The organism is Pantoea vagans, assembly GCF_004792415.1.
In the GTDB taxonomy this organism is placed as follows: Bacteria; Pseudomonadota; Gammaproteobacteria; order Enterobacterales; family Enterobacteriaceae; genus Pantoea; species Pantoea vagans.
Map to the genome: position 1 here is coordinate 2,127,611 of NZ_CP038853.1, position 20,949 is coordinate 2,148,559.

At 58.2% G+C, this 20,949-nt stretch carries 23 protein-coding genes and 1 pseudogene; 4 read left to right on the forward strand and 20 right to left on the reverse strand.

From position 1 onward, the window contains the following. Nucleotides 1-810: a substrate-binding domain-containing protein gene (locus EGO56_RS09900; RefSeq protein ID WP_135908852.1), complete on the forward strand. Its 810-nt coding sequence runs from the start codon at nucleotides 1-3 to the stop codon at nucleotides 808-810. On the opposite strand, the gene psrA is transcribed toward EGO56_RS09900, so the two are convergent. Continuing rightward, nucleotides 785-1,684, reverse strand: a complete 900-nt coding sequence (psrA, locus tag EGO56_RS09905) for an L-proline-binding transcription factor PsrA (protein WP_135908854.1) — start codon at nucleotides 1,682-1,684, stop codon at nucleotides 785-787. The two genes, EGO56_RS09900 and psrA, sit on opposite strands and share 26 nt — an antisense overlap. A 14-nt stretch (nucleotides 1,685-1,698) precedes the next feature. Then, nucleotides 1,699-2,193 (reverse strand): MarR family winged helix-turn-helix transcriptional regulator, encoded by a 495-nt coding sequence (locus EGO56_RS09910; protein ID WP_135908856.1) that lies wholly within the window; start codon nucleotides 2,191-2,193, stop codon nucleotides 1,699-1,701. 73 nt (nucleotides 2,194-2,266) lie between these two features. Between EGO56_RS09910 and EGO56_RS09915 the strand changes: the two genes are divergently transcribed. Beyond that, on the forward strand, nucleotides 2,267-3,208 hold the full coding sequence (locus EGO56_RS09915; RefSeq protein ID WP_135908858.1) for a quinone oxidoreductase family protein: 942 nt from the start codon (nucleotides 2,267-2,269) through the stop codon (nucleotides 3,206-3,208). Here EGO56_RS09915 and EGO56_RS09920 read toward each other — a convergent pair. The 8 genes from EGO56_RS09920 to EGO56_RS09955 all read right to left on the reverse strand — a co-directional run bounded on the left by EGO56_RS09920 (nucleotide 3,192) and on the right by EGO56_RS09955 (nucleotide 8,538). After that, nucleotides 3,192-3,644 carry a thiol-disulfide oxidoreductase DCC family protein gene (locus EGO56_RS09920; protein ID WP_135908860.1) on the reverse strand — a complete coding sequence of 151 codons (453 nt, stop codon included), beginning with the start codon at nucleotides 3,642-3,644 and terminating at the stop codon, nucleotides 3,192-3,194. The two genes, EGO56_RS09915 and EGO56_RS09920, sit on opposite strands and share 17 nt — an antisense overlap. Next, nucleotides 3,613-4,236, reverse strand: coding sequence for a P-loop nucleotide/nucleoside kinase family protein (locus tag EGO56_RS09925; RefSeq protein WP_135908863.1), 624 nt, complete (start codon nucleotides 4,234-4,236; stop codon nucleotides 3,613-3,615). Before EGO56_RS09925 ends, EGO56_RS09920 begins: the two co-directional genes overlap by 32 nt. Then, complete coding sequence (locus EGO56_RS09930; protein WP_033783053.1) at nucleotides 4,233-4,670, reverse strand: PTS sugar transporter subunit IIA; 438 nt, start codon at nucleotides 4,668-4,670, stop codon at nucleotides 4,233-4,235. The genes EGO56_RS09925 and EGO56_RS09930 overlap by 4 nt, the downstream gene beginning before the upstream one ends. A 9-nt stretch (nucleotides 4,671-4,679) precedes the next feature. Beyond that, a complete protein-coding gene (locus EGO56_RS09935; protein WP_098050551.1) occupies nucleotides 4,680-4,949 on the reverse strand; it encodes a hypothetical protein in 270 nt (89 codons plus the stop codon). A 94-nt stretch (nucleotides 4,950-5,043) separates the two neighbouring features. Further along, the gene (locus EGO56_RS09940; RefSeq protein ID WP_013357822.1) at nucleotides 5,044-5,886 is read right to left on the reverse strand and encodes a class II fructose-bisphosphate aldolase; all 843 of its coding nucleotides are present in this window, start codon (nucleotides 5,884-5,886) and stop codon (nucleotides 5,044-5,046) included. Continuing rightward, entirely contained in the window at nucleotides 5,873-7,240 is a 1,368-nt protein-coding gene (locus EGO56_RS09945) for a PTS sugar transporter subunit IIC (protein ID WP_033732644.1), read from the reverse strand. Before EGO56_RS09945 ends, EGO56_RS09940 begins: the two co-directional genes overlap by 14 nt. Next, nucleotides 7,233-7,547 (reverse strand): PTS sugar transporter subunit IIB, encoded by a 315-nt coding sequence (locus tag EGO56_RS09950; RefSeq protein WP_013357820.1) that lies wholly within the window; start codon nucleotides 7,545-7,547, stop codon nucleotides 7,233-7,235. The genes EGO56_RS09945 and EGO56_RS09950 overlap by 8 nt, the downstream gene beginning before the upstream one ends. A gap of 10 nt (nucleotides 7,548-7,557) precedes the next feature. Then, nucleotides 7,558-8,538 carry a 6-phosphofructokinase gene (locus EGO56_RS09955; RefSeq protein ID WP_135908865.1) on the reverse strand — a complete coding sequence of 327 codons (981 nt, stop codon included), beginning with the start codon at nucleotides 8,536-8,538 and terminating at the stop codon, nucleotides 7,558-7,560. Nucleotides 8,539-9,126: 588 nt separating this feature from the next. On the opposite strand from EGO56_RS09955, the gene EGO56_RS09960 reads away from it, so the two are divergent. Next, complete coding sequence (locus tag EGO56_RS09960; protein WP_135908867.1) at nucleotides 9,127-10,029, forward strand: pyridoxal-phosphate dependent enzyme; 903 nt, start codon at nucleotides 9,127-9,129, stop codon at nucleotides 10,027-10,029. A gap of 53 nt (nucleotides 10,030-10,082) precedes the next feature. On the opposite strand, the gene EGO56_RS09965 is transcribed toward EGO56_RS09960, so the two are convergent. The 8 genes from EGO56_RS09965 to EGO56_RS10000 all read right to left on the reverse strand — a co-directional run bounded on the left by EGO56_RS09965 (nucleotide 10,083) and on the right by EGO56_RS10000 (nucleotide 17,427). Further along, nucleotides 10,083-10,667: a YceI family protein gene (locus EGO56_RS09965; protein ID WP_013357817.1), complete on the reverse strand. Its 585-nt coding sequence runs from the start codon at nucleotides 10,665-10,667 to the stop codon at nucleotides 10,083-10,085. Between the two features lie 116 nt (nucleotides 10,668-10,783). Beyond that, entirely contained in the window at nucleotides 10,784-13,054 is a 2,271-nt protein-coding gene (pqqF, locus tag EGO56_RS09970) for a pyrroloquinoline quinone biosynthesis protein PqqF (protein ID WP_135908869.1), read from the reverse strand. Further along, nucleotides 13,054-14,220, reverse strand: a complete 1,167-nt coding sequence (gene pqqE / locus EGO56_RS09975; protein ID WP_167493430.1) for a pyrroloquinoline quinone biosynthesis protein PqqE — start codon at nucleotides 14,218-14,220, stop codon at nucleotides 13,054-13,056. Before pqqE ends, pqqF begins: the two co-directional genes overlap by 1 nt. Further along, a complete protein-coding gene (gene pqqD / locus EGO56_RS09980) occupies nucleotides 14,183-14,461 on the reverse strand; it encodes a pyrroloquinoline quinone biosynthesis peptide chaperone PqqD (protein ID WP_013357814.1) in 279 nt (92 codons plus the stop codon). The genes pqqE and pqqD overlap by 38 nt, the downstream gene beginning before the upstream one ends. A 3-nt stretch (nucleotides 14,462-14,464) precedes the next feature. Further along, the gene (gene pqqC / locus EGO56_RS09985; protein ID WP_010245074.1) at nucleotides 14,465-15,220 is read right to left on the reverse strand and encodes a pyrroloquinoline-quinone synthase PqqC; all 756 of its coding nucleotides are present in this window, start codon (nucleotides 15,218-15,220) and stop codon (nucleotides 14,465-14,467) included. 3 nt (nucleotides 15,221-15,223) lie between these two features. Further along, nucleotides 15,224-16,141, reverse strand: coding sequence for a pyrroloquinoline quinone biosynthesis protein PqqB (gene pqqB / locus EGO56_RS09990; RefSeq protein WP_013357812.1), 918 nt, complete (start codon nucleotides 16,139-16,141; stop codon nucleotides 15,224-15,226). Nucleotides 16,142-16,195: 54 nt separating this feature from the next. Further along, nucleotides 16,196-16,267: a pyrroloquinoline quinone precursor peptide PqqA gene (pqqA, locus tag EGO56_RS09995; protein ID WP_010245082.1), complete on the reverse strand. Its 72-nt coding sequence runs from the start codon at nucleotides 16,265-16,267 to the stop codon at nucleotides 16,196-16,198. A 143-nt stretch (nucleotides 16,268-16,410) separates the two neighbouring features. Beyond that, complete coding sequence (locus tag EGO56_RS10000) at nucleotides 16,411-17,427, reverse strand: dipeptidase (RefSeq protein ID WP_135908873.1); 1,017 nt, start codon at nucleotides 17,425-17,427, stop codon at nucleotides 16,411-16,413. Nucleotides 17,428-17,594: 167 nt separating this feature from the next. On the opposite strand from EGO56_RS10000, the gene leuA reads away from it, so the two are divergent. After that, nucleotides 17,595-19,310, forward strand: a complete 1,716-nt coding sequence (leuA, locus tag EGO56_RS10005; protein WP_135908875.1) for a 2-isopropylmalate synthase — start codon at nucleotides 17,595-17,597, stop codon at nucleotides 19,308-19,310. On the opposite strand, the pseudogene EGO56_RS10010 reads toward leuA, so the two are convergent. Both EGO56_RS10010 and EGO56_RS10015 read right to left on the reverse strand, forming a co-directional pair. Continuing rightward, nucleotides 19,231-20,010 (reverse strand): annotated as a pseudogene (locus tag EGO56_RS10010) (AraC family transcriptional regulator). The gene leuA and the pseudogene EGO56_RS10010 sit on opposite strands and share 80 nt — an antisense overlap. Continuing rightward, nucleotides 20,007-20,867 (reverse strand): NAD(P)-dependent oxidoreductase, encoded by an 861-nt coding sequence (locus EGO56_RS10015; protein ID WP_238348962.1) that lies wholly within the window; start codon nucleotides 20,865-20,867, stop codon nucleotides 20,007-20,009. Before EGO56_RS10015 ends, EGO56_RS10010 begins: the two are co-directional and overlap by 4 nt. Nucleotides 20,868-20,949 lie beyond the last annotated feature (82 nt).

Below are 20,949 nucleotides of genomic sequence, written 5' to 3' on the forward strand. Positions count from 1 at the left end.
ATGAAACTGAAAACGATGTCGCTCTACGCTGCCCTGCTGTTCAGCGTGGCGGGCAGCACCACGGCGCAGGCAAAAGAGCTGACGGTAATGATTTCCGGCGGATTTAAAGCGGCATGGGATACGCTTTCGCCACGCTTTGCCCAGCGTGAAGGGATCACCATAAACACGGTTGCCGGCCCGTCGATGGGCAAGACGCCACAGGCGATTCCGGCGCGGCTGGCGCGTGGTGAACCGGCTGATGTGGTGATTATGGTTGGCGATGCGTTAAGCGATCTGCAAAAAAAGGGCGCAACGCTGCCGGGTTCACGGGTTGAGCTGGCGGACTCGCGCATCGGTGCAGTGATAAAACAGGGTGCCACGCCGGTGAAAATCGGCAGCGAGAGCGAGCTGCGTACTGCCCTGCTGAACGCCTCTTCCATCGCCTACTCCGACAGCGCCAGCGGCAAATATGTCAGCAGCCAGCTGTTCAGCCGACTGGGCATTGAGAATCAGGTGAAGGCGAAAGCGGTGAAGGTTGAGCGCATCCCGGTGGCCTCCGAGGTCGCGGCGGGTAAATACGCTATCGGCTTTCAGCAGGTCAGTGAACTGCTGCCGGTCTCCGGCGTAACGTTCATTGGCGAACTGCCGGACACGCTGCAGTACACCACCCGCTTCGCCGGTGCCGTAGTACGCAGGTCAGCGCAGCCGGACGAGGCGGCGAAGCTGCTGCACTGGCTCGCCTCGCCTGAGGCACAGCAGGCCGTGCACGCCAGCGGCCTGCACAGCGTGAAGGCGTCAAAACCGGCTAAAGTCGCTGATACTGTTCAATAATCAGGTTTTCCAGTTCGCTCGCGATGTGCGAGAGCACCCGGCCATTTTTACGCAGCAGTCCGACGGTGCGTTTCACCTGCGGATCGGTTAACGGCACCGCCATCAGAAGGGCGTGATCGTAGCCGGGCATCGACATAGCGGGGACGGCAGCAATGCCAAGCCCCGCCTCAACCATCCCCAGCATGGTGGTGACGTGTCGGGTTTCACAGACACAGGGCTTCTCCGGCATGATCGCCTGCAACGCCTGGTCCAGCAGGTTGCGATTGCCGGAGGTTTTATCCAGTCCGACCCATTCATACTGATAAAACGCCTGCCAGCTCAGACTCTTTTTGCCTGCTATCGGATGGTCACGCCGACAGGCCGCCACATAAGGGTCGTCCATAAGCGGCTGGAAGTGCACATCCGGCTGCGAGCGGCTGGAAAAGCTGATGCCGAAATCGGCCTGACCGCCAATCACCGCGTCATAGACGTTGGCCGCACTGCTGTCGACCAGTTTGACTCGTACGCGGGGATAGCGCGCCTGAAACAGCCGGATGATGTTGGGCATAAAGTAGTAAGCGGCTGACGGCACGCAGGCGACGGTAATCAGGCCGGTGCGGGCTAAGCTCACTTCACTGAGATCGGCCATCACCTCTTCAAAATCGGCCAGCAGCTTTTCCGAACGCTGCGCAAACGCATGTCCTTTCAGCGTCAGCGTGACACGGCGCGTGGTCCGCTCAAACAGTTTGATCCCCAGCGTGGTTTCCAGCTTATCGATGCGGCGGCTCAGTGCCGACTGTGAAAGGCAGATCGATTCCGCCGCCAGACGAAAATTGCCAAACTCCACCAGCGCGCGAAACGCGTAGAGATCGTTGAGATCGAAATTAACCGGCATACATTCCTCTTCCCCTAAACCGCATCAGGCTTGTCATCATCATTTTCATCGCCTTCCGTCTGGCTGAAATCGCTAACGAATTTACTGAGCAACTGTTCCAGCGTCTCGCGGTCGCTCTCTGGCCAGTGGAGGAAAATGCGCTGATAAACCTGCACCCGTTGCGCATCGATTTTATCGGTCATCGCCCTGCCAGCCGCAGTGATTGCGGCTTCGTTGATCCTTTTGTCCTGCCGGTTTTTCTGCCGCACGACCAGCCCGGTCTCCTCTAATTTCGCTACCTGACGGCTGACCGTGCTGTAATCACGACCCACCCGATCGGCGAGCTCGCCCACGCCGATCGGCCCGAACCGGCTGACCTGAACCAGCAGTGGAAACAGTGCCCGATCCAGCTCAATACCCGCCGCTTTAATCATCGCCATATCGCGCTGAGGCCGGTTAAGCGCGCCCGCAATTGTCAGCAGACAATCATGCAGTGCATCGTATTTATGTGTATTTTGCACGCTTTTCATTGACGCCATCCAGAGGCAGGAATAATGTGTGTACTTTACACCTATTAACTCCTGAACAGAAGGATAATAAACAATGAAAGCAGCAATAATCGGGCAGGCAGGCGCACAACCCTACTACGGCGACATGCCGGAACCCCAGCCCGGTGAGCATCAGCAGCGGGTGACGGTCAACGCTGCGGCACTCAGCCAGCTGGCAAAGGCCCGCGCGGCAGGCACCCACTACAGCTCTGTAGCGCACTATCCGTTTATTCCCGGCATTGACGGTACCGGATATCTCGATACTGGCGAGCCGGTCTATTTTCTGACGTTTAACGCCGCGACAGGCAGCATGGCCGAGCGAACTGTGGTCAACAGTGAACATATTATTCCACTGCCTGCCGGTCTGGATCTGGTACTGGCTGCCGCTCTCGCGAATCCGGGCATGTCCTCCTGGGCGGCGCTGACCCGTCGGGCGGCACTGCGTCCTGGCGAGACCGTGCTGATCAATGGAGCCACCGGCACCTCGGGACGTCTGGCGATCCGCATTGCCCGTGCGCTGGGCGCAGGCAGAATCATTGCCACAGGCCGTAACCGGGAGACTCTGGAACAGCTACAGAGTGAGGGTGCTGATATCACCCTGACGCTGGATGCATTATCGGCAGAGCTTCCTTCTCTGATGGCGGAAGGCGTTGATGTGGTGCTGGATTATCTGTGGGGTGAGAGTGCACTGGCGATCATGACGGCGGCGGTACGCGGTGGTGACAAGGTGGTTCGCTTTGTCCAGATTGGTTCACTGAGCGGACAGGAGATTTCTCTGCACAGTAAACTGCTGCGTTCATCCGGCTTAACGCTGATGGGGAGCGGGCTGGGCAGCGTGCCAGACCGTGAGCTGATCGCCTCAATAGGGGAAATGCTTCAGGCCGCCGCATCACATGGATTTGCCATCCCCTTCCAGTCGCGGCCACTCAGTGAGGTCGCTGAGGCCTGGCAGAGCGACGACAGCCGCTACCGCACGGTCTTTACCCTTCCGATGTAACGGACGGCTCCACCTTATGCAGAAAGCGTCCTGGATAATCGGGTTGGATGGCGTGCTGACTGCTGTAGCGGCCAAACAGTTTGTAGCGGTTTAACGCGATGCGGTCATAAGCAAAATTACCGATGGCATCCGGAAAGTGGCGCAGCACCGCCAGCCCGCGCCACGGGGCTGGCAGATGCTGCATCACGCGGAATACCGCCTGCGCCCGTAGCCAGTGCTGATTGCCAGCGATATAGACAATGGTGCTGACGTTTTCTTCCGGCAGTCCGGCCCAGCGCAGCAGCGCTTTGCCCTGCTCGCTCTGCACCGAGGCAAAACGAACCTGCCGCGCCAGATGGTGACGCAGCAGAAACTGAACCCAGCCGTTGCACAGTTTACAGACGCCGTCATAGAGCACGGCGCTTTCACCGGTTTGCAGATACGGGGGTGATGACATCCTGCAACTCCTCACTCATCTGATGATGAGCTGAAGTGTAGCGGGTTCTGGTCAGTTGCTGGTGCAGCCAGTGGATAACGGCCGCGTGATCCTGGTTGCAGGCATTCACTTCGCACACCGGCCCCAGCGCCATCGGCCGGGCCTGTTGCGCCAGCTGGCGCAGCTCCGGCAGATACTCAGCGCCCGGATGGCCAGGCAGCCGCTGCGACAGCCGCGCCTGATAGCGCGCCACCGCCACCTCCGGCGCGATCTTCAGCCACAGCTCCAGCGCCTCTTCGACGCCCGCCTGTTTCAGACCCTGCTCAAGCAGCGTGCGCGGCTGAAAGCCAAACCAGGCGTCGATCAGCCAGATCTGACTGGCGGGTGCCTGGCCGACAATGTTCCAGATCGCCTGATAAGCCGCGCAGCCCAGTTGCCGGTTACGCTGGCGATCGACGGGCGCAAAAGCGTGCATAAACGGCTCTTTCAGGCTGTCGAGGGTCAGCACCGGCCAGCCAAAGTGCTGTGACAGCGCGTGCGTCAGAGTGCTTTTACCCGATGCCGGAATACCGTTAACCAGTACCACACGTTTGGGGGGGATGTTTTGCGTCATAGAATGTCGATGACCTCCGCCACGCTGCTGGCCTGACGTAACCGGACCAGCGTCTCCTCATCCTCCAGCAGCGACACAATCGCGCGGATCCCCTCTTCGATATGCGCGTTGCTGTCGCGTGCGCCAAACATAATCACGATGTCCGCCTTATCACTGCCTTCAAATGAGATCGGCTCATTCAGCAGGATCAGACTAAAACAGTCGCGGAGCACCCCCGCTTCCGGTCGCGCATGAGGAATGGCGATCCCCTCCTCAAACACATAATAAGCGCCGTGAGCCAGCGTATTGGCGATCACGGCATCAGGATAGGTGGCATCAAGATAACCGCCGCTGACCAGCGGTTCGGCGGCCAGCGCGATAACCTGACGCCAGTCCGTGGCGTCGATGCCAATCTGAATGGCGTTGGCCTCCTGCAATAACTGCTTAATCGTCATCAGCTCTCCTTAAATCGACTGGCGAACCACATTGCGTAATTCATCGATTTTGACAAACAGCGCATCAATTTCATTGCGGTAGCGGCGGCTTTTCGCAAATAAGCTTAATGCCCGGTTATATTCCAGCATTAATTGTTTTTGCGTTTCGCCATCACGCGGATTAATCGCCAGCTGCTGCTCCAGCTGCGTTATTTTCTCGCGACTTAATTCCGCCAGATGATCCTGCTGCTGCTCGCTGGGTGGTTCCACAGCCGGAGACTTTTTGAGGAATCCAAACATAGGCTCTCCTGCCCCGCATAATATTGGGGTGGCTAATATAAACAGAGAATAAAAGATCGTTAACGCATTAACCCGGTGATGGCGGCGCGGGTAATTACCGGAATAACTGCATTTTCTCTACCAGCACATTCGTGACCGCATCATTGGCTGGCACCAGGAAATTACGCACGCTGTCATTGACCTTGCCTTTCTCAAAGGTTGATTTGCACTGCGCTACCCACTGCACATTCATTTCAGTGCCGACATTCACCTTCTCGATACCGCTGCTGACCGCCAGCCGCATATCCTCATCGCTGACGCCGGTGCCGCCGTGCAGCACCAGTGGCGTGTGCGTTGCCGCCGTAATATCCGCCAGGCGCTGATGCTGTATGTGCGCTTTACCGGTGTAAAGCCCATGCACGGTGCCGATGGAGATCGCCAGCATATCGACGCCGGTCTCTTCGACGAAGCGGCGTGCATCTTCCACGGGCGTGAACGCTATCGCCTCCATCTCTACGCATTTGCCATCTTCCGACCCGCCGATGGCACCCAGCTCCGCCTCTACCGAGACATGATGTGGTCGCGCCATATCAATCACCCGACGGGTATTCGCAATATTCTCATCAATGGGCAGATGTGAGCCGTCGTACATGACAGAACTGAATCCTGCATCAATCGCCGTCTGTATCGCCGCTAAATCGGAACAGTGATCGAGATGCAGGCAGGTCGGCACATTCGTACTTTCGGACAGCGATTTAATCGCATCGACCAGCAGTTTATGGCCAAGATATTTCGCCGTGCCGGTGGAAATCTGAATCATTAACGGGCTGTTGGTTTTCTCTGCCGCTTTAAAATAGGCGGGCAGCATCTCCAGACAGTGAAGATTAAACGAACCGACCGCTTTGAAGTCACGCTGTTTAGCCAGCTGTAACAGATCGGCGAAGTTATAAAGTTTCATGGATTTTTTCCTCCTGAGGTTTGGTCGATTTGCCATTAACAAACCAGGCAAGCGCGGTAATAAAGGCGATAAACAGGGCGACAAACAGCCAGTTATTCTGGAAGGCGTGGCCGAGCACCAGGCCGGTACTGATCACGTCGGAATCGCTGAAGGTAACCCCGGTGAAGCCGTAGCTCTCCAGCATCGGTACCAGGATGGCGGGCAGAATGGTGATAAAGAGTCCGTGGACGAAGCCGCCGATCATCGCGCCGCGCCGTCCGCCCATGGCATTACCAAATACGCCGGCGGTGCCACCGGCAAAGAAGTTGGTCAGCAGGCCAGGCAGGATCATCGCCAGACCAAACATCGGGAAGACCAGCATGCCGACGATGGAACCCAGCGTGGTGGCGAGGAAGCCGACAATTACCGCGTTCGGGGCGTACGGAAACATCACCGGGCAGTCCAGCGCCGGTTTCGCATCCGGCACCACACGCATCGCGATACCCCGGAAGGCTGGCACCAGTTCGTTCAGCAGCAGGCGTACGCCGCTGTAGAGCACGAAGACCCCGGCCACGAACTGAATCGACTGCATAAAGGCGTACATCAGGTAGTTCATGCCGTTGCTGTACTGGGCGATAAACGCCGGGCCGGCTGCCACAGCGGGGATCAGGTACATCGGCACCATCACCAGCGCCATCGACAGATAGGTATCCTGCAGAAACTTGAAGTTATCGGGCAGCTTCAGGTCTTCGGTGGAGCGCGAGCCTTTGCCGACGACTTTGGCGACCGCCGCCGTGACCAGATAACCGATGGTGCAGAAGTGACCCAGCGCCACGTCGTCCGAGTCGGTGATCCGCCGCACCACCGGCTGCGCCAGCGCAGGCATGACCACCGCCATGATCCCGCCAAAGATGCCGCCGGTCAGAATCAGCGGCAGGCCGGTCAGCCCTGCTTTGTAGCCGATGACTGCGCCAATGGTCGCCATCCACAGCAACGCCTGGCCGGTCAGGAAGATGTACTTAAATGGCGTCAGTCGCGCGATGATGATGTTGACGATAAAGATCACCAGCAGCGTCAGCGCCACTTCAGACCCCAGTTCACGATTAGCCAGCCCGGCAATGGCAGCCACATCGGTGATATAGCCGCGCATGCCAAAGCCATGGGTAAAAATGGTATTGAGGAACGTCAGTGTGCCCACAATAATATTGATACCCGCCATCATAATTAAAAAGCCAAGCAGGGTTTTAAAGGTGCCTTCCACCACCTTACCTGCCGATTTTTTTTGCAGCAGCAGACCAATCAGGGCAATAAAGGCGATCAGAATCGATGCCTGCCCCAGCAGATCTTTTACCAGGAAGTCGATCACACTATTCATGGGCGGCGACCTTCTGGTTGCGTTCTTTTAAAAAGGCCAGGATCTTCTGCTCTATTTCCGCTTTATCGGTGAGCCGGTTAAGAATAATGACCCGTTTAATCTGTTCCGGACTGGCGTCGGCGTTTAAAACATCGGCGAAGGCTTTTTGCGTCAGGATCATATCTGACTTAAACGCATTCGCTTCTGAAATGGTGGTGTGATCGATGTCGGCCTCAATCTCCAGTTTTTTTAATACCGCTTTTGCGCTCATCTCAATCGCAAAACTGGAACCTAATCCACAACCACAGACACATAATATTTTCAGCATGGTTTTTTCCTCACACTATATTGAGTTGTTTAGCGAGTTTGTAATGGTGCCCGTCAATATCGACCAGGCGTTTTTGCATGCTTATTAAATCAATCGGGATCGGTTTATTGCTGCCATTAATAATGACCGCTTTATTCCGCATGCCTGACTGAATACAACGCACCACTTCACTGGCCATAATGGTGCCCTGAAAGATCTCTTCGCAGGTGGGATCACCATTGCGCAGCCCGTAACCCAGAATGGTTTTACGGATGCGCACGCCAATAAGGGGTTCAAGCTGTTTGATTAAGGTGTCGATCGCCCCCTGAAAACCGGGCGAATATTCACGGGTGTAGCCTTCCGAACAGAGGATGACCACGCTGTTCTGCTCAGCCAGTCGCCCGGTGATGCGCTGCGCCAGTTGTGGCAGCGGGATCTGGCACTCAGGAATTAACGCAATATCTGCGTTAGATTTAATCGCGGACTGCAGCGTTAATTCGCCGCAATAGCCGCCGAGTAATTCCAGCATAAAAACCCGGCCCGGTAAGGCGCGGCCGGTATTACGCAGTTTCGCCACCTCTTTTAATACCTGCTCGCAGGCGGTGGAAAATCCCAGCGTGTAGTCGCTGCCGAAAACATCATTATCAATGGTCATGCCGACGCCGAAACAATTCACGCCATACGCCGACAGGGTATGGAGAAATTGCAGCGACCCGTCTCCGCCCGCCATAATTAATATGTCAATCCGGGCGTTTTTCAGCTGGCGCGCAATTAACTCATATTCGCTGCGCACCAGTTTCTTTTCAGTGCGTCCCGATTGCATAACCGGAATAGAGGCGATGGAAAAATCGAGCAGATCGCGCTGGCCTATCTCACGATGATTATTTTCCAGCAGGCCGGGAATACCGCCGTCAAATATCACCATCTCCGCCTGTGCCATGCGTCCAATCTGGAAGACAAAATTATTAATGCCGGTAACGTCACCGCCACTGATCACCATTCCAATTCGCATCACCCTCACCTCGCTGGCTTATTCTGCTGAAGGGTATTCTTCCGGTTAGCGGGGTTGCTATTTGCAGAGGAGATCACAGTTACGCGCGGTTTTTCTCAGGCGGGAATATTGACAGTGCTCTTAACATCGCTTTATTTGTGATTTACCTCACACTATTCCAACTTATTGCGCTTAAGGCGAATCGATATAAATCATTGGGTTAGCAGATGGCGCGGGTGAACTGGCCAGAAAGCGGGAGGAGGTAAAATCGGCCATCAGAGCGGCGTTGCAGATTTGTGACTTTCACCTCATTTTTCCCGGTTTCGCAGAGCAGAAACCGCAATTAAGGTGCAGAAAGAAAATCCGCAGGCAGATGTTAATCAGATTCAGCATCTCTGTTGCGAACGAGTAGCATTCTTCGGTATAACCTTTCAATGCCCAAAGAAAACACAGCCTGACGATAATGATTTCTAAGGAAAAACCTTCACGCTCTTTGTGAGGGGTGACTTTCTCTTCTGCATCCGACGCCGCTATTCCGCACGGCAAAACCAATGTTCTCCGTGATGACAAACCGGTTCCCTGTGACCACATTTGACCAGGATCATACGCATGGAAATAGCTATCCGTACCCCTCTCGTTCACTCCCTGCCACTGAGTCAGCTCAGCGGCAGCAACGTCTGGCTGAAAATGGAATCGGCGCAGCCAACCGGATCGTTTAAACTCAGAAGCGCAGGCCATATCTGTCAATACTACGCGGCACAAGGCGCTAAGGCGTTTGTCAGCTCCTCTGGCGGTAATGCGGGTATTGCCGTGGCGCACAGCGGCCGCAGACTGGGGCTACCGGTCACGGTGGTGGTGCCTGAAACGACATCGGCGCGCGCCAGACAGCTTATCGAACAGGAAGGTGCGAGACTGATCGTACACGGCAACGTCTGGAGTGAGGCTAATGCGTACGCGTTATCGCTGGCGTCGCACGAACATATCTACATCCATCCCTTTGACAATCCGCTGCTGTGGGACGGCATCAGCACGCTGGTTGATGAAGTGATCAGTGAGGGGTTGCGGCCGGATGCGGTAATCCTCTCCGTGGGCGGCGGCAGTCTGCTCTCCGGCATTGTCCTGGGTCTGGAAAGGCATCAGCTCAGCCATATCCCCATTTATGCGGTTGAAACTGAGGGAACCGCGTCGCTTAACGCCGCGCTGGAAGCCGGTGAGCGGGTCACGCTGGACCGGGTCAGCGGTATCGCCACCACGCTGGCAGCCAGTCAGGTGTGTGAAAATGCGTTTAACGTGGCATGCCGGGCAGATGTCAGGGGAAAGGTTGTGACAGATGAAGAGGCTGTTAATGCCTGCCGCCGCTTCCTGGACGATCATCGTGTTCTGACCGAACCAGCCTGTGGCGTCTCATTATCGATGCTGTATGACGGGAAAATTGGCTTTAAACCGGATGATAACGTGCTGGTTATCGTCTGTGGCGGGGCGTCCGTCACCCTGGCGAGCCTGCAGGGCTGAGGGATTAAAGGGAAAAGCGATGGCGCAGCCAGAGGGGCTGCGCCAGCCGTTTGTTACTTCGCGTAAGCTTCAGTAGACAGCGTCAGCGTAACGTCGTCGCTGACTGCAGGGACATATTTGTCCAGCTTGAAGTCAGAACGCTTGATGGTGCCGGTGGCGTCAAAACCAATCGCCTGCTTCTTGACCATCGGATGCTCGCCCTGCTTGTTCAGCGTCGCGTGCAGCGTCACTGGCTTAGTGATGCCTTTCAGGGTCAGGTTACCTTCAACGTCAAATTTGTTGTCGCCCTTCGCAACGACTTTGGTGCTGTGGAAGGTCGCAGTCGGGTATTTGGCGGTATCGAAGTATTCAGCACCTTTGAACTCTTTGGTCAGCGCGGCAACGTGGCTGTCGATTTTGCTGACTGGCAGGGTCACGTCAACGCGTGAGGCCTCAGGATGATCTTTATCAAACACCAGCGTACCGGTTGCATCCGGGATATCCGCGGTAGGATTGGAGAAGCCAAAGTGGTTCCAGGCAACAATTACCGACGTATGCTCAGGGTTCAGCTGGTAGTGCATCGCCTCGGCCTGAGATAACGGAGCGTAGAGGGTAGCAGCGGCTAACAGGGGCAGTGCAATACGTTTGAAGTTCTTCACGGTCAATTCCTTATGCGGACAAAAGTGAATTGAGTGTGGTCCAGTTTTCCCGGAATAGACAGTGAAGAGATTTGTCGGTAATTTTCAAATAAATTCAGCAACCTTAAAACCGGTCATTACGCATTCGCGCCGGTGAACAGCACCCGCCAGCGGCGGCGATCCTGAATCAGCGTGCGGTGCAATTGCTGTAAATCTGCAAGGGTCAGCGCCGCAATCTGCGCCGCATCCGGTTCTGCCAGGCCATTTTCACGGCGCAACAGGGCCAGTGGCTGCTCAGCCTGCTGGCTCAGCAGTCGCGCTTTCAGGGCCACCAGATCACATCCCGCCAGCGTCTCGTTCAGTGACCGCAGGAAGTTACGGCAGTAGCGCAGCAGTGACAGTGCACTGTAGTCGGGCGACTGCAGCGCAAATAACACCCCATCTTCATCGGCACAGCGCATATAGCGACTGCTGACCACATAACCTATCGGCTGCTCAACGCGGTAGCGCTGGAAAAAGCGTGGCTCGTAGATCAGTGCCAGCGCGCGCAATGCCGCCAGCTGTTCAGGACGCTGCAGCGGAATAAACAGCAGCAGCGCGTTGTCTGCACTAGCGTGCGGCAGGCGCGTCATGCCGGTCTGCGTGGTCATACGCGTGGGCGGCGTAACAGGGTTAACCGGCAGCGACAGCGCGCTCAGCCGCCGGGCAATCACTGAGTGCAGCATCGCATCGCCGCCCTTCAGCGCCGCCCGCCAGCATCCTAGCGTAACGTTGGCTGCCAGCTGATAAGGCAACTGTCGCAGCAGCGCGCGGATAGCGATGCTCTCCACAGGCGCGGGCCGGTTTGCCTCAATGGGTAATGTCAGGGCGGAGACAATCTGGCTCAGCGCCTGGTCAGCGACCGCCTGATCCGATAGCCGGACCGTCAGTTGCCACACACCTTCCACTTCCTGCCAGCTGCCGTGACCGCCCTGATGACGCAGCGCCGCAAACAGCGGACGCAAGCGCCGGCCCAGCGCTTCGCCCGCCTCCGCAGTAAAGGTTGACCAGAACTCCGGTCGCAGGATCAGCGTTGCCTGCGGGTCGTCTGACGGATGATGCGGCAATGCCACCGCCTGAGCGGGCAGCGGCGCAGGCGTCGCAGTGATGTCGAGCGGATAGAAGGTGAAACCGGCAGCGGGCAGCGCCTCCGCCGGGGCGGGCTCACAGGCCGTCAGCGCCACAGTGAAGCCCTGTGTGACGATGTGTTCCATTGCCGGTTGCGACGAACAGAACAGCAGTGTGCCAGGCGCACTGGCGAGGTTTTCCAGCAGCGGCTGCAACGCAGGCAGGTTTTTGTCAGGTGCGAAACCGATAGCACGCTGACGCAACTGCTCCATCGGTGACAACGTCACAAATTGCTGCTGTGCCAGCTGATAATAGTGCTGATGCTGCTGTTCATTCGTCTGGCGCAGCGCAGCGATGTAACCGTTAACCAGTTGATTTACCTTCGCAGGCTCACTGGTTTCGATACCCAGCGCCAGCCAGTACGCATCTTCAGCCTGATAAATCCATTTCAGCTCCAGCGCCTCGGCCAGCCCCTGCTCACGCAGGGTTGCCAGCAACGAGCCGGGCGCTTCATCCAATAAAAACTCACGCCACAACGTGACACCGTCACTGCTATCGAGCAGCCAGCTGCGCCATAGCGCTGCCTGAGCTGTTTCCGCCAGCTGCCAGCAGGTATCGCTATTGAGCTGCGGCGGTGCCAGCTCCTGCCGCCACTGACCGGCAGGCAGTGCGTCAGCAAACTGACGCGCCAGCTGTTCCAGCTCATCCAGCGAATGCGGTCCCTGCAGCCAGAGCCGCATATTGCTGGCAACGTAGTAGCGCTGGTGGAACTGCCGCAATGCCCGTTGCAGCGCAGAGAGCTCGTCGCCAAAGCTCGCCCGGCTGCCAATATGGAAGCGCTGAAATTCAGCGGGGGTGGCAGCTGCGTGCAGTAATGCCGCTTCGATGCGGGATGGCTCATGACGCTGCAACAGCTGATATTCCGCGTCGATGACCGCCACTTCCTGAGCGATCGCCTGATTATCGAGCAGCGGAGAGACCAGCATATCCTGCAGTCTTGCCAGCCCGTCTGCCAGCAGCGACGGCGTGACCTCGAAAAAGTACGCGCTACGCCGGGCCAGCGTGGTGGCGTTAACCTTCCCGCCCTGCGTCTGGATCCAGCTCATTAGCCGGCCCTCATCGGGCCAGCCGCTGCTGCCGGTGAACAACAGATGCTCCAGCAGATGGGCCAGTCCGGGCCAGCGATCCGGCTCGTCGTGACTTCCGGCCCCTACCTGAATCAGGGCGGCGGCCTGGCTGGCATCGGGCTGATGCACCAGTTCAACCGTCAGACCGTTTATCTGCAGGCCGCGCGTGCTCATCAGAGGTTCCGGGTTTTATAAATCAGTTGCGAGTTGCTGCGATTGCGGAACTGCAGCTGACCAATTTTAATGTCGCTGCAATCCGCCTCCCGCCGGGCTTCGAGAATTTTGCCGTGATGAGGTGATTTACTGCACACCGGATCGGTGTTGTCAGCATTGCCGGTCAGCATAAAGGCCTGACAGCGACAGCCGCCAAAATCTTTCTCTTTCTCATCACAGGAGCGGCACGGCTCCGGCATCCAGTCAAAACCGCGATAGCGGTTGAAGCCGAACGAGTTGTACCAGATATCGTCCAGGCGCTGCGTCAGTACCGACGGAAACTCGACCGGCAGCTGGCGCGCACTGTGGCACGGCAGCGCGGTGCCCTCTGGTGTGACGCTCAGGAAGATCGCCCCCCAGCCGCCCATACAGGGCTTAGGTCGCTCTTCGTAATAGTCAGGCGTCACGAACAGCAGGTTGGTGAGATTGCCGCTGTCGCTCATCCGCTCACGATAGCGGCTGACCACCGCTTCCGCCTGAGCGATCTGCTCACGCGTCGGCAGCAGGCCTTCGCGGTTGAGCTGCGCCCAGCCGTAGAACTGACAGGTCGCCAGCTCTACGTCATCCGCTTCCAGCTCAATGCAGAGGTCGATGATCTTATCAATCTGGTCGATGTTATGGCGATGCAGCACAAAGTTCAGCACCATCGGATAGCCGTGCGCTTTTACCGCTTTCGCCATCTCCAGCTTCTGCTGAAACGCTTTCTTTGACCCGGCCAGCGCCGCATTCAGGGTTTCGTCACTCGCCTGGAAACTGATCTGGATATGATCCAGACCCGCCTCGCTGAACGCATCCAGCTTCTTCTCCGTCAGGCCGATGCCCGAAGTGATCAGGTTGGTGTAAAAGCCGAGATCGCGCGCCGCTTTGATCAGCTCCGGCAGATCTTTACGTACCAGCGGCTCGCCGCCGGAGAATCCAAGCTGGACGCTGCCCATGGCGCGCGCCTGACGAAACACCTCAATCCACTGCTCCGTGCTCAGCTCCTTCTCCTGCTGCGCGAAATCCAGCGGGTTGGAGCAGTAGGGACACTGCAGCGGACAGCGATAGGTCAGCTCGGCCAGCAGCCAGAGCGGCGGATTCACGCCAGGTTTAAGCGGGGTCACGGAACTGTATCCACTTCTGTTCATAGGCTGACTGCAGGAACTCCAAAACGTCCGGCCCCACGCCGCCCGCCTCCGGGAAACGGCTATCCAGCGTTGCGATAATCGCGGCGATATCCTGTTTGCCATCCACCAGCTCAAGAATGGCGGCGGCAGTTTCGTTCAGCTTCGCCATGCCTTCGGGATAGAGCACCACATGGGTATCCTGGGCGGCTTCCCACTGCATACGGTAGCCGCGACGAAACGCGGCAATCGAGTTTTCATTCATCTGTTATACCAGTCGGGTGGTGTGCCACGCCGCCTTGTCGGTGACGGTGTGATAAGGCGGACGTTTCAGCTCATAAGCCATGGTCATGGCGTCCAGCATGCTCCATAAAATATCGAGCTTAAACTGCAAAATTTCCAGCATCCGGTTCTGCGTTTCCGCGGTGGTGAAGTACTCCAGCGCCAGCGCCAGGCCATGCTCTACATCGCGGTTTGCCTGACCCAGGCGACTGCGGAAGTAGAAATAGCCCTCTTCTTTGATCCACGGATAGTGCTGCGGCCAGCTGTCGAGCCGCGACTGGTGGATCTGCGGCGCGAACAGCTCGGTGAGTGAGCTGCAGGCCGCCTCCTGCCAGTTGGCACGGCGGGCGAAGTTGATATAGGCATCGACGGCAAAACGCACGCCCGGCAGCACATGCTGCTCTGACAATAATTCTTCGCGCGTCAGCCCGACCGCCTCGCCCAGCCGCAGCCAGGCCTCAATGCCGCCCTCTTCGCCGTTGCTGCCGTCGTGGTCGAGGATGCGCTGCACCCATTTACGTCGGGTGGCGGGATCCGGGCAGTTAGCCATAATCGCCGCATCTTTCAGCGGAATGGTGGTCTGGTAATAGAAGCGGTTCGCCACCCAGCCCTGAATCTGCTCCCGCGTGGCCTGACCGTTATGCATCGCGATGTGATACGGGTGATGAATGTGGTAGTAAGCGCCTTTGTCGCGCAGGGCCTGTTCAAAAGCCTGCGGCGACAGCGTGTCAGTAATCTGCATGATTTAGCCCTGAAGATGAATCGCCATTCCGTCCCAGCTCACCTCTATTCCCTGCTCCGTCAGAAACTGACGCTGGGGTGACTGCTCATTAAGGATCGGATTGGTGTTGTTAATGTGGATCAGAATTTTGCGTTTAGCCGGCAGCGACGCCAGCAGCGCCATCAGCCCCTGCTCTTCCGCCAGCGCCAGATGGCCCATCGCCTTGCCGGTGTTGTGACCCACGCCGGTAGTCAGCAGCTCATCATCCTGCCAGACGGTGCCGTCAATCAGCAGGCAATCCGCTTTTTGCAGCCAGGGCAGGATCACCGCATCCGGCTCGCCCAGACCTGGCGCGTAGAGCAGCGTCTGGCCATTCGCCCGGTTTTCAATAAACAGCGCCACGTTATGGCCCGGCAGCGGCCGGTCGCGATAGGGCGAGTAAGGCGGTGCATTACTGATGATAGGAATCGCGGTGAACTGCAAATCGGTGCAGACATCGACGCTGAACGGCGTCAGGGGCGCAATTGGCCGGTGCTGTAAACCGCCGTTCCAGTGAGTCAGCATTGGAAAGATCGGGAAGCCGGTACTAAGGTCAGCATGCACTTCCGGCGTGCACCAGACCTGATGCGGACAGCCCTCACGCAGGCTCAGCAGCCCGGTGGTGTGATCGATCTGGCTGTCGGTGAGGATAATTCCCCCGATCGCCGTGCCGCGCAGTACGCCCTTGCGGGTCAGTTCTGGCGTGTGCAGGATCTGCTGGCCGATGTCGGGTGATGCGTTACATAACACCCAGTCTTCACCGTTATCGCTGAGGATAATCGACGATTGCGTGCGTGCCTGAGCCTGAATGGTGCCATTACGCACGCCGTGGCAGTTGGCGCAGTTACAGTTCCACTGCGGAAACCCGCCACCCGCGGCTGAGCCGAGGATTTTGATAAACATAGAGGAAAACCAGAAGTTGAAAAAAAATGCCCGCTCAGAGGGCGGGCAGAACGATTAACGGTTGGAGATGTAAAGAGTCACTTCCAGACCGAGACGCATATCAACGAAAGTTGGTTTTTTCCACATGAGTTAATTCCTCTTGGTTAACAGTAAATGTGCTGTCTGAAATCGGCGTGACGGCTGTTAAATGAGAGCACCGTCACAATTTCCAGGCAGATGTTGCGCCAATGGCGCGTCGGGATCAAGCCCGGAACGTAAGGAAATTGTTATCACAGCCCGGTCAGATGTAAAACCCGCTGCCAGTTTCCCCATGCCAGCTTCTCTGTCAGTCTCTGATCATAGCCCGCTTCCTGAAAAGCGGCGAGCAATCGCGGCATTCCGCTGACATCGCCCAGCGCGGCCGGAGGGGTAATCCCGTCGAAATCAGAGCCAAAGGCCACATGGTCGCTGCCCATTATCTTCAACAGGTGATCACAATGCTTAACAATTTCTGTTAATGGCGTGTCAGCGTCGCGTTTTCCATCGGCGCGCAGAAACGCATTGCCGAAATTAATGCCAACCAGACCGCCGCTGTCGCGGATCGCCACCAGCTGGTCGTCGGTCAGATTGCGCGGCTGCGGGCAGAGCGCGTGCGCGTTGGAGTGGCTGGCGACCAGCGGCGCAGGGGAAAGCCGGGCGGTCTCCCGGAACGTCTTACTGTTCATGTGCGACACGTCGATCATCATCTTCAGCTCACCCGCCTGCTGAATCAGTTTTTCACCGGCCGCGGTCAGCCCCGGTCCGGTATCGGGCGTGCCGGGAAAGGAGCCGCTGACGCCTTCACCAAAGCGGCTGCGCAGATTCCAGAATGGCCCGATACTGCGCACCCCCGCCTGCCAGAAGGCGCGCAGTTGTTCGCCCTCTTCGTCCAGCGCGTCGGCACCTTCAATGTGCGCCACCATCGCCAGCACGCCTTCCGCGCGGCAGGCGGCAATCTCGTCACTGCTGCGGCAGAGTCGCGCCCGTCCGCCTGACGCATCGGCCAGCTGCTGCAGGATATCGAGCTGCTGCCACATGATTTGCAGCGGTTCATACGGCTCATCAGCGCGGGCCGGTACAGCGCTGGCGATGTACGCCTGCGGCGGTACAAAGATCGCAAACAGCCCGCCGCCCATTTTGCCCTGCTGAATGCGCGGAAAGTCGAGATGACCCCGTTCAATCCCCTGATAAAATGCCTGCGCGGGCGCATCGCGATGATGCAGCCAGAGGTTGAGCAGCAGGTCGTTGTGGCCGTCAAAAATCAGCATAAGTGTTCACCCGGATAAACAGGCGACCATGCTAACCCTGCCTGGCGGATTCATCAAACAGGAGCGCACGCAGGGTGTTGTCACTTTTGCGCGTCAGGTTGTCAGCATTGCGCGCGCGGCCCACAGAGCGTGTCGGCAGACTGGTAAGAAAACACAAGGAGATTCCTATGCTGACCCAACCTGCTGATAAATATCGTTCCTCCCCGGTCGTCACCCTGCCCGACCGCCAGTGGCCGTCGCGCCAGCTGACGCAGGCTCCGCGCTGGCTCTCGACAGATTTGCGTGATGGCAATCAGGCGCTGGCAGAGCCGATGGATCGGGAGCGGAAGATGGCCTTCTGGGACCTGCTGCTGCGCTGCGGGTTCCGCGAGATTGAGGTCGCCTTTCCCTCGGCGTCACAGACAGATTTCGATTTCGTGCGTGATCTGATTGAGCAGCAGCGCATCCAGGATGAGGTGACGTTACAGGTGCTGACTCAGGCGCGCGAGGATCTGATTGCCCGTACGTTTGTGTCATTACAGGGTGTGCCGCGCGCCATCGTACATCTTTACAACGCCACCGCACCGCTGTTTCGCGAGCGGGTGTTTAAACAGAGCAAAGCGGAAATCGTGGCGCTGGCGACGGCCGGTGCCCGGCAGATCCGCGCGGAATGCGAGGCGCAGCCGGAGACCCACTGGACCTTTGAATATTCGCCTGAGACCTTCTGCTTTACCGAGCCGGAGTTTGTGCTGGAGATCTGCGAGGCGGTGGCCGATGTCTGGCAGCCTGACGCGCAGCGGCCAATGATCATTAACCTGCCCGCCACCGTGGAGGTGAATACCCCCAACGTCTATGCCGATCAGATTGAGTTTTTCTGCCGTCACTTCAGCCGTCGCGACGCCGTCTGCATCAGCGTACATCCGCACAACGATCGCGGCACCGGCGTCGCCTGTGCAGAGCTGGCGCTGCTGGCGGGCGCTGACCGGGTCGAAGGCTGCCTGTTTGGCAACGGCGAACGCACCGGCAATGTGGACCTGATAACGCTGGCGCTCAATCTCTATACCCAGGGCGTTTCGCCGCAGCTCGATTTCAGCCAGATGCATGAGGTGATTGAGGTCGTGACCCGCTGCAACCAGCTGCCGGTTCATCCCCGTCACCCCTATGCAGGCGAACTGGTCTTCACTGCCTTCTCCGGCTCTCATCAGGATGCGATTAAAAAAGGATTCGCCATCCGTGCCGAACAGCAGGAGAAAGAGTGGCAGATGCCCTACCTGCCTTTGGATCCAGCCGACATTGGCTGCAGCTATGAGGCGGTGATCCGCGTGAACAGTCAGTCCGGAAAAAGTGGTGCCGCCTGGCTGCTGGAGCAGAATCACGGGTTGCAGATGCCGCGTGCGCTGCAGCAGGATTTCAGCCGCTGTGTTCAGCTGGAGACGGACCGGCACGGCGGCGAAATGACGCACTATGCACTATGGCAGCTCTTCTGCCGCCAGTATGGCGTGACGCAGCCTGCGGTGGCATTGCAGCGGGCTGACAGTCAGAGTGACAGCGGCGGACAGACGCAGATCATCGCCAGCGTGCTGGTTCAGGACCGCTCGCTGACACTGACCGGCAGCGGCAACGGTTGGTTGTCGGCGGCGGTGAATGCCCTGCGCAGCGCGTTTGACCTGCAACTGACCATTGAGGATTATCATGAGCATGCGCTGGGACGGCGCAGCGACAGCCGTTCTGTGGCCTATATCAGCTGCGTGGATGCCCGGGGTGTACGGGTCTGGGGAGTGAGTATCGACAACGATACGGCCCGCGCCGCGTTGCAGGCGCTGCTCAGCGCGGCAGGCCAGATTCTGCAGGCGGGAAGTAGTCAGTGGGCGCAACGCCCAGCAGACGACGAAACATCGCACTAAATGCGCTGGGGCTTTCATAGCCCAGTTCCAGCGCCACCCGCAACACGGAGTCGCCCTGCGCCAGCCGCGTCAGAGCGATTGCCAGGCGGGCACGTCGCACCCAGTCGCTGAACTGCAGTCCGGTTTCGCGTATGAAATGACGGGCCAGCGTGCGGCCCGAGACATTCATCTGAGCGCTGGCACGCTCCAGCGTCCAGCTTTCACCGGGCGTCTGCTGGATCTGCTCGCACAGCGACTGTAACCGTGGGCTGTCGGGCGTCGGCAGCGCAAACGGCAGCACATCCATGCCCCGAACCTCATCCAGAATCAACTCCATCACCCGCTCGGCCCGGCTCCCGGCGCTGTACTGCTCCGGCAGGCTCAGCGCCGTGACAATCAGCTCACGCAGCAGCGGCTAGATCTGCACCACCTGACAACTGGCGGGCAGATCGGCGCGCGCCAGCGGATCGATAAACAGCGTACGCGCCGCGACGCTGCCGGTAATGTGCAGCGCATGGCGGGTAAACGCGGGCAGCCAGACGCCGCGACTCGGCGGCACTATCCAGCTGCCGAACTCCGTCTCGACCCGCACCACGCCGCTCAGCGTGTGGATCAACTGGGCGCAGGCGTGATGATGCCAGGGTTCACTGGCACCGTGCAGGTAGTCGTGCGCCAGTGGCACCAGCGGGCGCGTGCTGAAGTCAAAATGCTGCTGACTCATTGCGCCTTCAGATAGCGGTAGATGACCGCCAGATCCTCTTCACCGTGGCCGGCGTCCACCGCCTGCTGCCAGAGCTGCGCGATGTTCTCCAGCGCCGGTAAGGGTGTTTCAGCCGCATCCAGCGCCAGGCGGGCATCTTTCAGCGCCCAGATCAGATGCATCTGCGGCGTGTAGTCGTCGCTGGCGATCATCCCAAGCTTCATCTTCGCATACGGCGCGGCCAGCGGACCGCCCTCCAGCACCTGCCAGAGATCGTCGGTTGAAAAGCCGAAATCCTCTGCCAGCCGGGTGCTCTCCGCCAGGCTCTGCATCATGCCGATCAGCCAACTGTTAATGACCAGCTTCATCCGGGTGCTTTTGCCCGCCTCGCCCAGCCACTTTGTCCCTTTGCTGATGGCGGCAAACACCGCCTCTGCCGCCTGGGCACGGCTCTGATCGCCGCTGGCCAGCACCAGAATCTGTGCGTTTTCTGCGGGTGCTTTGGTGCCGGAAACCGGCGCGTCAATGAACAGCAAATCCGGTCGTTCCGCTGCGAAAAAGCCGATCAGCGCATCGGTTTTTTCCACGCCGATGGTGCCCATCTGACACAGCGTTGCACCCTGCTTCAATGCCGCTTTAGCCTGATGCAGCACCTGCTCTGTGGTGTCGCCGTCGGAGAGCATGGCGATGACCACATCGGCTTCACGCACCGCCTCTTCCGGTGAATCAGCCAGCTGCAATCCGGCGTCCAGCAAATCTTCGCCGCGCGCGCGGGTGCGGTTCCAGCCGTGTACGCGAAAGCCTTTTTTCAGCAGGTTGGCGGCAAATGCGTGCCCCATTGCGCCTAATCCCAGAACCGCCACTTCAGGTTGTTTCATGCTGACTCCCATAAGTTTGTGTCTGCATCCGTCAACGCTGGATGCCTTATTACTGCAAAAGATGGATTCCAGCCTGGCGGTA